The 10,590-nt window shown below is 39.2% G+C and carries 12 protein-coding genes; 11 read left to right on the top strand and 1 reads right to left on the bottom strand.

All coding sequences use genetic code 11. The features are described from left to right. The first annotated feature begins 326 nt into the window (after positions 1 to 326). The 9 genes from IBX42_RS02425 (at position 327) to IBX42_RS02385 (ending at position 7,456) form a co-directional block, all read left to right on the top strand. The gene (locus IBX42_RS02425) at positions 327 to 1,577 is read left to right on the top strand and encodes a TolC family protein (protein WP_294928264.1); all 1,251 of its coding nucleotides are present in this window, start codon (positions 327 to 329) and stop codon (positions 1,575 to 1,577) included. Beyond that, complete coding sequence (locus tag IBX42_RS02420) at positions 1,574 to 2,719, top strand: efflux RND transporter periplasmic adaptor subunit (RefSeq protein ID WP_294928261.1); 1,146 nt, start codon at positions 1,574 to 1,576, stop codon at positions 2,717 to 2,719. Before IBX42_RS02425 ends, IBX42_RS02420 begins: the two co-directional genes overlap by 4 nt. Continuing rightward, complete coding sequence (locus IBX42_RS02415) at positions 2,716 to 3,861, top strand: ABC transporter permease (RefSeq protein WP_294928258.1); 1,146 nt, start codon at positions 2,716 to 2,718, stop codon at positions 3,859 to 3,861. The genes IBX42_RS02420 and IBX42_RS02415 overlap by 4 nt, the downstream gene beginning before the upstream one ends. A 1-nt stretch (position 3,862) precedes the next feature. Next, complete coding sequence (locus tag IBX42_RS02410; RefSeq protein WP_294928256.1) at positions 3,863 to 4,576, top strand: ABC transporter ATP-binding protein; 714 nt, start codon at positions 3,863 to 3,865, stop codon at positions 4,574 to 4,576. A gap of 70 nt (positions 4,577 to 4,646) precedes the next feature. Then, complete coding sequence (locus IBX42_RS02405) at positions 4,647 to 4,934, top strand: DUF1104 domain-containing protein (RefSeq protein ID WP_294928253.1); 288 nt, start codon at positions 4,647 to 4,649, stop codon at positions 4,932 to 4,934. A gap of 81 nt (positions 4,935 to 5,015) precedes the next feature. Further along, positions 5,016 to 5,321 (top strand): hypothetical protein, encoded by a 306-nt coding sequence (locus tag IBX42_RS02400; protein WP_294928250.1) that lies wholly within the window; start codon positions 5,016 to 5,018, stop codon positions 5,319 to 5,321. Between the two features lie 17 nt (positions 5,322 to 5,338). Continuing rightward, positions 5,339 to 5,995: a response regulator transcription factor gene (locus tag IBX42_RS02395; RefSeq protein ID WP_294928247.1), complete on the top strand. Its 657-nt coding sequence runs from the start codon at positions 5,339 to 5,341 to the stop codon at positions 5,993 to 5,995. After that, entirely contained in the window at positions 5,988 to 7,136 is a 1,149-nt protein-coding gene (locus IBX42_RS02390; protein WP_294928244.1) for a HAMP domain-containing sensor histidine kinase, read from the top strand. Before IBX42_RS02395 ends, IBX42_RS02390 begins: the two co-directional genes overlap by 8 nt. Further along, the gene (locus IBX42_RS02385) at positions 7,130 to 7,456 is read left to right on the top strand and encodes a hypothetical protein (protein ID WP_294928241.1); all 327 of its coding nucleotides are present in this window, start codon (positions 7,130 to 7,132) and stop codon (positions 7,454 to 7,456) included. The genes IBX42_RS02390 and IBX42_RS02385 overlap by 7 nt, the downstream gene beginning before the upstream one ends. A 36-nt stretch (positions 7,457 to 7,492) precedes the next feature. On the opposite strand, the gene IBX42_RS02380 is transcribed toward IBX42_RS02385, so the two are convergent. After that, positions 7,493 to 8,698: an MFS transporter gene (locus IBX42_RS02380; RefSeq protein WP_294928239.1), complete on the bottom strand. Its 1,206-nt coding sequence runs from the start codon at positions 8,696 to 8,698 to the stop codon at positions 7,493 to 7,495. Positions 8,699 to 8,824: 126 nt separating this feature from the next. Between IBX42_RS02380 and IBX42_RS02375 the strand changes: the two genes are divergently transcribed. Further along, positions 8,825 to 9,211 (top strand): flagellar protein FlaG, encoded by a 387-nt coding sequence (locus tag IBX42_RS02375; RefSeq protein ID WP_294928236.1) that lies wholly within the window; start codon positions 8,825 to 8,827, stop codon positions 9,209 to 9,211. 149 nt (positions 9,212 to 9,360) lie between these two features. After that, positions 9,361 to 10,587 carry an argininosuccinate synthase gene (locus tag IBX42_RS02370; RefSeq protein WP_294928233.1) on the top strand — a complete coding sequence of 409 codons (1,227 nt, stop codon included), beginning with the start codon at positions 9,361 to 9,363 and terminating at the stop codon, positions 10,585 to 10,587. Positions 10,588 to 10,590 lie beyond the last annotated feature (3 nt).

Raw genomic sequence — 10,590 nt, 5'->3', positions numbered from 1 at the left:
ATATATTTCTGATATAGTAACCTATGAAGGTTGATAACTCGCTTTTTAGTGAAGACAAACATAGGCACTTCACACAGATTTCACATATCTGATTTATAATAGTTATTCCAATTTAAAATATATTAAAAACTGATGTTACGCACTTTTTATAAAAATGTGTAAACACCTTGTAATTCTCGAAAAATAAACTTTTTCGTAGCTTTTAGGTATGCTAACCAATGGCATACTCCATGACAAGGGGGTTGTAGGGACATCTGTCCCTGCCGCTAAAACGGACGCGTTCGTTTTAGTGCGTAGCATCAAATTAAAAAGAAGAGTCTCTTGTTATGAAAAAATTTCTGTTTCTATCTTTTTATCTTTTTTTCTCTCTTGCTCATGCCAGAGAGCTAACACTTGATGAGTGCGTTGATAAGGCTTTAAAAAACCATCCAGATATTAAAAAGCTCTCTCTAAATGTTGCAAAAAGCAAAAGTTATGTAGATATTGCAAAAGCGGACTATCTCCCGCAGATAAACCTAGGTGTCGAGTATAATCCCATCAACACCTTTGTAATGCCGCAAAACGGTCAGTTTAATACCATCGAAGATGACAGCTGGAAGGTAAGCGCTTCACTAAATCAAAAAATATATGATTTTCAGAAGACAACATCAACCATAAAAGCGTACGAAAAAGAGCAAAATAGAGCCGATTTTACACTAGAGGATGCAAAAGCTCTTCTTATATATAAGGTAAAAAACTACTACAACTTAGCACTTCTTCAAACAAAAGCTCTCGATATAATAGAAAAAGATATCCATGCAAAAGAGGAGCTCTACAAACAGGCACTTGCCCTTGTTAAAGAGGGGTTGAAGACAGAGGCGGATGCTTCAAGTATACTGAGCGCGCTCTATATTGCCCAAGATTCACTAGCAGTGACACAGGCAGACCTAAACAAAGCGTTCTCAACTCTCTCTCTTTACATGGGAGAGAAGATAGATGCCGGGACTACTTTAAAAGAGAGCACACCGCCAAAAGAGCAAAACGGCGAAGCACTTGCCCAAGATATTTTAGCAAAGAACTTTTCGCTTAAGAGCTCACAGGAGGAGATACAAAGAGATGCCCTGCTCTATAAAGCGGCAAAAGCTGCAAACTACGGCTCAATCGATGCCGTTGCATCTTATGCGTATCAAGACACTCTTAATGAGTATGACACTTCTCTTGTCGGTGTGATGCTAAGCATCCCGATTTACAGCGGCGGCAGAATTAGCGCACAGTCACAGCAGGCTAAAATCTCAAAGGAGATGGCAAAAGAGTCCTACAATGCGCAAAAACTTCTTCTAAAAGAGGAGACGGCAAATCTGCTTATAGATTTAGAGAGATACAGACACACAAAGAAAGCAAAAGAGGCACTTATAGAGTCCGCAATGGCTACAAGAAAGATAGTCGAAGCAAGATACAAAGAGGGACTATCGACCTACATAGAAGTTCTTGATGCAGCATCTGTACATCTTTACGCCGAGTTTGGACTTCTTGAAGCCAAATTTGCCATAAACAACACAATAAACAGACTTGAGTATCTACAAGGAGAACTTAAATGAACAAATATATAAAATATGCTCTTATCGCCATTTTAATAACTATTGGAGCGGCTATTTTCTATAACAAAGTGTATGTTGTAAAATCAACCTTTGCTACGACAAAACCGACTATCGGTGACCTACATGTGACTATTAGAGGCATCGGAAACGTGGATGCTAAAAACATATACACCATCACCGCACAAAGCGGCGGAAAGATAGAAAATATCTATTTTGATGAGGGAATGTGGGTAAAAAAAGGTGCGCTTCTCTTAAGCATTGACCCGGTTGAGCTCCCTATGCTTCTTGATGAAGCAAAACTCTTAGAGCAAAAAGCAAGACATGAGGTAGATGCCGCTAAAAGCGCACTGAAAAGTCTTGAGGCGCAAAAGGTGCTTCTACAAACAACTTATGAGCGCTACAAAAAGCTTATGGAGCAGAAATTTGCTACGCAAGCGGAGTACGACAAAGCAAAGAGCGACCTTCAAAATATCAATGCACAGATCGATGCTTCAAAAGCACAGATAGCTTCTGCAACGTCAGAGAAGCTGCGCCAAAAAAAGAGCATAGAAGCAGTTGAAGAAAAGATAGGGCGTCTTAAAATCTACGCACCTACGGACGGCTACATCGTGACTAAAGAGGCGGAAGCGGCGCAATATGTTCTGCCATCAACTCCTATCTTTAAAATAGTCGATCCAAAAACACTCTGGGTAAAAGCAAACGTAGATGAGAGAGTAGCCCAGGGAATAAAATTGGGGCAAAAAGCCTCTATAAAACTCCGTTCAAAGCCAGAGAGTGAGCTTAGCGGAACCGTACAGAGAATCGTTGCTATGAGCAATCTTATTACACTTGAGAGAGAGATTGCGATAGGTTTTGATACGGTTGTTACCAATTTTTATATCAACGAACAGGCTGAAGTAAAGATTGAAGTCGCAAAATATGAAAACGCTCTAAAAATTCCACTTAGTCTGGTTGTTACAAAGAGTGGAAAAAAAGGAGTTTGGGTAGCAAAAGGTGAGAGTGCCTATTTTCAAGAGATTTCTATCTTGGCACAAAACGATGAAGAGGCTGCCGTATCTTCGGGCATAAACCAACAGAGCGAACTGCTCCTCTACAACGGTGGCAACAAACCTCTAAGCGATGGAATGAAGATATATAGATGATAAATTTAGCCGCTAGAGATATAAAACACACGCTTGGCAAGTTCATAGTGACAGCCATGGGAGTGGGAATGTTGCTTGGAATCGTTCTTATCATGATCGGGGTTTACCGCGGCATGATGGTTGAGGCGGAGATTTTGCTTGATGACATAAGTGCTGATTTGTGGATAGTTCAGGAGAATACCATGGGACCGTTTGCGGAGTCTTCAAGAGTACATGAAGACCTCAAAAACATCATCTATGTTATGCAGGGAGTTGAGAAAAGCGAAGCGATGACCTTTCAAAATATCCAGCTTCCTCACCGCGAAAAACCAGTTCGAGTCGTAGCCGTCGGGTATGATATCTATGGAGCGATAAATCCCATAAATCAAAAAAGATTGATAAAAGGGCGGGAGTTAAAAACCGACCACTATGAGATAGTCGTAACCGACAAAACAGGATTTAAACTTGGCGAAAAAATAGAGCTAGGGCGCAATATTTACACCGTTGTGGGCATTACGCACAACACCGTCTCAAACGGCGGCGACCCTCTTGTCTACATCAGTCTCAAAGATGCACAAGAGCTGCAGTTTTTATACTCAAACAAAGAGATTCAAAACAATATTGCCAGAGGAGTTCAAAACTCAGATTCTTTTCTGGTAAATACGATTGTCGCAACTGTGAAGAGCGGTTATAACATAGATGAAGTTGCCCGTGATATACGAAAATGGCAGCATAAAAGTGTCTATACCGCCAAGCAGCAAAAAGAGATACTCACCAAAAACCTTATTGAGAAATCTTCAAAACAGATAGGACTCTTTACCGTAATCCTTGTTGTCGTCTCAACCATAATCATAGCGCTTATTATCTACACCATGACGCTGGAGAAGATGAAAGAGATAGCCATAATGAAGCTTATGGGACTTCCAAACTCACTTATTATCTCCATGATCGTGAAAGAGACTGTTTTGCTTGGAGTATTTGCATTTGTCTTTGGAAATATTTTCTCACATCTTGTTTACGATAAATTTCCCAAACTAGTAGTGCTTCAAATCCCTGACGCTTGGACGCTCTTTGGAGTAATCATTATAGCCTCCATCTTAGCCTCTTTTGTGGGTGTCAAAAAAGTTATAAGCGCCGACCCTGCAGCGGCAATCGGAGGATGATATGAGCAAGCATAGTGCTATTAAAGTTCAAAATTTAGTTAAAAATTTTGGTAAAGATGATAGTTTAGTTCAAGTAATTGAAAATGCATCATTTGAGATACAAAAAGGAGAAGTCGTCGCTCTCATTGCTCCAAGCGGTGCGGGAAAAACTACACTTCTGATGATGATTGGATGTGTACTTGAACCCACAAGCGGAGAGATATGGCTGGGTAAAAACATGGTCTATCAGGACAAATGGATAGCAAAAGATACCCGCCGCATACGAAGAGAGAAGATCGGTTTTATCTTTCAAGCCCACTATCTCATACCTTTTTTGAATGTTTTAGAGAACATAACGCTTCTTCCACAAGCCAACAAAGTAAGCGAAGCGGATGCGAAAAAAAAAGCGATGGAACTTTTAGAATATTTTGAGATTGCCGACAAAGCATACAACATGTCATCTCAGCTCTCAGGTGGACAAAATCAGAGGGTTGCCATCGCAAGGGCGTTAGCCAACAATCCAGAGATTATTTTAGCGGATGAGCCTACAGCTGCACTTGATGGCGAAAGGGCTGTTAGTGTTATAAAAATGCTCAAAAAAATCGCAAGAGAACAAAATGTGGCAATTATTACAGTTACACATGATGAGAGGATTCTTCCATATTGCGACAGGATCATGAAGATAGAGAACAGAGGCATAGTTTTTCACGAAATAGATGAAGATGAAGTTTTATAGACTCCTCTTCACACCTTTTTCACAAACTAGTGTTACCATAAACAAAACTAAAAAAAAGGATTACAAAAGCATGAGAAAAACAGTAATGTTATCAATTATGGCGGCAAGCCTCTCTTTTGCCGCAGACTACTCTCTTATGAGCACCGAAGAGATGCAAAGTATGCGCGGATCGGTTCCTGCCGAGGATCGTGACGCATTCAAAGCTGAGATGCAGAGCCGTGTTAAGAACATGAGTCAAGAGGAGAAAGACGCCTTTAGAGGAAGCAACTCAAAAGGCGGCTCTAAACAGGGACCACAAGACGGTACCGGCAATATGTACAAAGGTTCAAACGGCGGAGGAGGCGGCGGAAGAAGATAGTATCTTTTTTAACGCTTTCTCTTTTTTACAAAAGTTTGTAAGGTCAGTTTTTTAAACAAAAAAAATGTAAAGGAATTTATTATGGACGTAACTTCAACAAGTCAGATGCAGCAGATGCAGATGAGAAAAATGGACGGCTCAGGCGGTGGTCATGGGCAAGGCGGCATGAAAGATATTATGCAAAATTTATCTGCCGAAGACAAGAACAGCGTGATAGAGCAACTTAGCTCTATGAGCAAAGAAGAGAGATCGGCGGCAGTTACTCAAATGAAAGAGGTAGATGCGTCTGTCATGAGTTCTGAAGATTACACAAAAACGCTTCTTGAGATATTGGACGACAAAAACACAAACGAAGCAGAGAGTGAAGGCTTTTCGATATATGCTTAATTTGGATATAATTTTTTATGAAAATTTTATATCTAGAAGATGACCTTAATCTATCGCAAACCGTTGAAGAGTTTCTCAAAGATGAGGGGTTTGACGTGGTTTGCGCTTATGATGGAGATGAGGCGCTAGAGGCTATTTATGCTGCAAGGTTTGATCTCTTTTTACTGGATGTAAATGTCCCCCAAATCAACGGATTTCAACTCCTAAAAGAGCTTAGAGGTGCAGATATTTCAACCCCCGCAATTTTTATAACATCACTAAACAGCATGAACGATTTATCCTCAGGCTATGAGAGCGGTGCGGATGACTACATCAAAAAACCATTTGCACTAAAAGAGCTTCTTCTTAGAATAAACGCTCTGTTAAAGCGGGAGTACAAAACACATGAACAACTCATCAAAATAAACGATGCCGTAGATTTTAACCTCTACTCAAACGAGCTTATAAAAGAGGAAGAAAAAATAACGCTGGGCAACAAAGAGTCCCTTTTGCTTAAACTGCTTTTAAAGCATAAAGATGAGTGCGTTAGCTTTGAGAACATCTACCAAAACGTCTGGCAGTTTAACGAAAGCCACAGCTACATGAGTCTAAGAACCTATGTGAAAAACCTGCGCAAACATATAGGCAAAGAGCATATACAAAGCATCAAAAATTTCGGATATAAACTTGTATAGCGGAGAGAGAAGAAGTATTATCTATGTTTTGGGGCTCTACCTTAGCTCCACACTGCTCCTGATCGTTACTCTTTTTACAGGTTACTATTTTTATGAACAAGACCAAGTGTTACATGACGAAAAGGAGATTTTAAAGAGATACGCCACTCAGGTCGAAGAGAGGCTCTCTTTGTTGCACGAGGAGAACGACGAAAAACTTGAGTATCCTAGATTTGAGAATTTTAAAAGCGCCATTTACGACATAGACAAAAATCTTATCTTTAGCACTCTTGATGAAGAGGTCAAAAAGTTGGATAACAACTTCTTTATAAAAGATTCAAAATCCTACCTCATCTCTCCTCTATCTCCCTACTACATGGGTGCCGCTTATATTGTTGTGCAAAAAGAGACTAAAGATATAAATATACTTAGTAATCTAATCTATATTGCAATTATCGTTATGTTTATTACAATTATTACCTCGTTTTTTCTCGTAAATCTGGTTTTAAAACCAATTAGAGAGAACATAAAACTTCTTGATAACTTCATAAAAGATACAACACATGAGCTAAACACTCCCATCACGGCGATACTTACAAACATAGAGACCATCGACTCTTCAAACTGCAACGAAAAAACATTAAGAAAGCTAGAGCGCATAAAGATTGCCTCCATGAGCATCTCAAATCTCTATGAAGATTTAGTCTATCTGCTTTTAAATCATAAAACATCGCTTCAAAATGTAGATCTGAATCTCTCCCAGATAGTGCTTCAAAGAGTGGAGTACTTCGCAAATATGGCAAATATGAAAAAGATAGAGTTTGTCTTAGATATAAAAGAGAGTGTACATTTTACGGCGGACAAACAAAAAATGGAGCGTCTTATAGACAATATCCTCTCAAATGCGATCAAATACACAAACAAAGCGACCAAAATAAAAATCGCTCTGGATGAGACACACCTAACCATAGAAGATGGGGGCAAAGGGATGAGCAAAGAGGAGCTGGATAAAATATTTACAAGATACCTGAGGTTCGATAAATCCCAAGGAGGATTTGGAATCGGTTACAGCATAGTAAAATCGATAACAGAGGAGTATGGTATGGAGATAGATATAGACTCAAAACCAAACAAAGGGACAAAGGTGACTCTGACATGGTAAAAAAAATTGCTCTTTTTATTCTCATCTCTGCTTTTTTAAACGCTTCAGAGTTTGATAAGAACTGTCTAAACTGTCATGGGGGTGATTTTAAATTTCATGTTATTATGAAAAAATATACCCTCAAATACAGCAGTGAAGAAAAGATCAAAGAGGCTATATTTGGGTATCTCAAAGAGCCTATAGCCGAAAAATCTATTCTTCCTTCTGAATACATAAAAAAATTTGGCGTAAAAAACAAGAGCACTCTTGACGATGAGACGCTAAGGAAAATGATAGATGTCTACTACAAGAGATTTAACCTGCAATCTAAGCTTTACTGACTATTGCTTATTCTGCACGAGCATCGCAATATCGTCTTATCCTATCTCTTTAATATTTTGAGTAGCAAGTACCCATCTAAAATAAACTGCACCGACAATAAACCCAAGGCCAATAAGAAATGTTATAAACTCCAGTGAGAAACCCTTCGTTGCCAAAAATCCTATCATAAAAGATGTAATTGTTGCCGATGTCAGAAAGAGCATATCGTTATATGCCACTATTCGCCCGTAATATTTCTGTTCTATATTTTTTTGCAAAAGCGTGTATGTGTAGGACCACAAAGTCGTGGTGAAAAGCCCCACGATTACGCTTGCAAATAACGACATATAAAAATCTTCCATAAAATATGCCCAGAGCCAAATTGCAAATGCTTGAAAGATAAAAATATTTGCCAGCCTTTTATTGTTGACCCAGTTTCCAAGAATGACGGGTCCAATAACCAGACCGACTGCTCTTGAAGCATGCAAAAGCCCAAGAGCAAGCGATGTTGCAATGATGGAGGCGTAATATTTGTCTACCATAAGTGCTACCAACGCATCAAAGGCGGTTAATCCTACAAAGGAGTGCATCAGCATTAAGTGAACGGCATGCGGGTTTCTCTTAAAGTATCTGAAACTATCGTGCATCATCTCTTTTAGGCTCTCTTTGCTCTTAATAAACTCTACTTCTATGTGGAGCCTGTAAAGCAGGAAAAAGGCAACAACAAACATGGAGGCATCGAGAATAAAGGCTATTTTTACTCCAAACAAAAAAACAACAAAACCGCTGATTGCCATACCTAAAGTATAGGAGAGCGACCAGATAATGGAGTGAAGCTCGTTTGCCTTTTGAAGTTTCTCTCCTCCTAGGAGTTTTGGCAGAAGAGACATCTCAGTTGTGAAGTAAAAACTAGCCGCCGCCATCTTAAGAAACACGAGCGTGTAAAGAAGCCACAAATCCGAGAGTTCATTTACAAATACCAAAAAAAGCGTAGCAAATATTTCAACTGTAATTAAAATCAACATAAGTTTTTTTGGCTTCATGTTATCAATTATCGAGCCCGAAAAGGGTGCCTGTATGATTCCAGAGAGAAAATGCAGCATTGCCGTAAAGGCGACAACTTCAGGAGAAACCTTCATCTGCAAAAGAAGCGTGTAGATGGCAACATTGCTAAACCATGCCCCAAAATAGGCGATGAGTTGTATGGTAGAGAGTCTTCTAAGCGTGGGTTCCGACTTTAGTAATTGGATGTATTGATTCATAAATGCAAGATTATCATAAATCCAAAACAAAAAAAGTTATTTTTTTATCAACTTTGCTAAAGTTATTTTTTTTTGTGTCGATTTAGTTTGCAATAATAGTGTTTACTTTGAGAAAAGGAGTAGGTCATGGATGGCATAGCAAATATTGCAAAACAGCAGCAGTCTCAGATAAGTCAGCAAGAGAGCCAAGGTGCTAAAGCACCTCAAGCAAGAGAAGTTGAGCAGCCCAAACAGGCAAATGTTGTAAAAGAGATGCAGCGAGAAAATGTAGAAAATTCTCAAAAAGTGGACTCGAGAGAGCAGGTGCATGATTTAGTCAACGAGCTAAATAAAGCGCTTGCTCCTTTGACAACAAATATAAAATTTGGAGTTGACTTTCAAGATATTTTTTATGTTTCAGTAATTGAAGCTGAAACAAGCAAAGTAATAAGAAGATTTCCTGCCGAAGAAGCAGTTGGATTTCTTCCAAAAATGAAAGAAGTCTCTGGAATTCTTTTTGACTCAAAAGGGTAATCTTACGCCCTTTTGACTTTTCCCTCTTTTTTGCTGACTTTGTAGCAAGCAGCAACAGCTACTCATCAAATCATACAATTCCACTAACCATTCTTTAATACTTTTTGTAGTAAAATCGCGATAATTATTTTGCTTGCAAGGGTTTTTAAATGAAAAGAGAAGTTAAAAAAGTAGTTTTAGCATATTCCGGCGGACTTGACACCAGTGTTATTTTAAAGTGGTTACAAGATGAGTACAAGTGCGAAGTCGTAACTTTTACTGCCGACATAGGTCAAGGCGAAGAGGTAGAACCTGCGCGTGTAAAGGCACTCTCACTTGGTATTAAACCTGAAAATATATTTATTGAAGATCTAAAAGAGGAATTTGTAAAAGATTATGTATTTCCTATGTTTAGAGCAAATGCAATCTATGAAGGAGAGTATCTTTTAGGAACTTCTATAGCAAGACCGCTTATCGCAAAGAGACAAGTTGAAATAGCTCATTTAACGGGAGCTGATGGCGTGAGTCATGGAGCTACTGGCAAAGGGAACGACCAAGTCAGATTTGAGATGGGTTATTTAAGCAAAGACTCTACTTTAACGATCATTGCTCCATGGAGAGAGTGGGACTTAAACTCAAGAGAGAAACTTTTGACTTATGCGGAGACACACGGTATCCAAATCGAGAAAAAAGGGAAAAAATCTCCTTACTCTACGGATGCAAATTTGTTGCACATCTCTTATGAAGGCGGTATTTTGGAAGACCCAAATGCAGAGCCAGAAGATAGCATGTGGCTATGGACGACAAGACCAGAAGATGCTCCTGAGACTCCTGAGTATATAGAGATTGGATACAAAAATGGTAATCCTATTTCATTGAACGGACAAGAACTGTCTCCTGCAACAATGCTAGCAACTCTAAATAAACTGGCTGGAAAACACGGCATAGGTCGTGTAGATATAGTTGAGAACAGATTTGTCGGTATGAAGAGCCGCGGATGCTATGAAACACCGGGTGGAACAATTATGCTAAAAGCACACCGTGCTATCGAATCCATCACACTTGACCGTGAAGAGGCGCATCTAAAAGATGAGTTAATGCCTAAATATGCAAAACTTATCTATAACGGTTTTTGGTTTGCTCCTGAGCGTGAAATGCTTCAAGCGGCGATTGACAAGACGCAGGAGAATGTAAAGGGAACGGTAAAAGTAAAGCTTTACAAAGGAAATGTAACAGTAGTTGGACGCTCATCTGAGTGCTCGCTCTTCAATCCTGAGTATTGTACTTTTGAAGAGGATGCTGTTTATGATCAAAAAGATGCGGCAGGTTTCATCAAACTAAATGCTCTCCGTTTTATCATTGAAGGCAAAGCTAGAAAAAACAAGAACCCTCTTTAATAA

Source organism: Sulfurimonas sp. (assembly GCF_014859695.1).
Taxonomy (GTDB): domain Bacteria; phylum Campylobacterota; class Campylobacteria; order Campylobacterales; family Sulfurimonadaceae; genus Sulfurimonas.
The sequence above is the reverse complement of the archived record's forward strand: the minus strand, read 5'-3'. Positions and strand labels throughout refer to the sequence as shown.

Coding starts and splice junctions, on each gene's coding strand:
- IBX42_RS02395 (WP_294928247.1), top strand. CDS start 5,339: ATGAAAATTTTATATCTAGAAGATGACCTTAATCTATCGCAAACCGTT.
- IBX42_RS02405 (WP_294928253.1), top strand. CDS start 4,647: ATGAGAAAAACAGTAATGTTATCAATTATGGCGGCAAGCCTCTCTTTT.
- IBX42_RS02380 (WP_294928239.1), bottom strand. CDS start 8,698: ATGAATCAATACATCCAATTACTAAAGTCGGAACCCACGCTTAGAAGA.
- IBX42_RS02385 (WP_294928241.1), top strand. CDS start 7,130: ATGGTAAAAAAAATTGCTCTTTTTATTCTCATCTCTGCTTTTTTAAAC.
- IBX42_RS02400 (WP_294928250.1), top strand. CDS start 5,016: ATGGACGTAACTTCAACAAGTCAGATGCAGCAGATGCAGATGAGAAAA.
- IBX42_RS02410 (WP_294928256.1), top strand. CDS start 3,863: ATGAGCAAGCATAGTGCTATTAAAGTTCAAAATTTAGTTAAAAATTTT.
- IBX42_RS02370 (WP_294928233.1), top strand. CDS start 9,361: ATGAAAAGAGAAGTTAAAAAAGTAGTTTTAGCATATTCCGGCGGACTT.
- IBX42_RS02420 (WP_294928261.1), top strand. CDS start 1,574: ATGAACAAATATATAAAATATGCTCTTATCGCCATTTTAATAACTATT.
- IBX42_RS02425 (WP_294928264.1), top strand. CDS start 327: ATGAAAAAATTTCTGTTTCTATCTTTTTATCTTTTTTTCTCTCTTGCT.
- IBX42_RS02415 (WP_294928258.1), top strand. CDS start 2,716: ATGATAAATTTAGCCGCTAGAGATATAAAACACACGCTTGGCAAGTTC.
- IBX42_RS02375 (WP_294928236.1), top strand. CDS start 8,825: ATGGATGGCATAGCAAATATTGCAAAACAGCAGCAGTCTCAGATAAGT.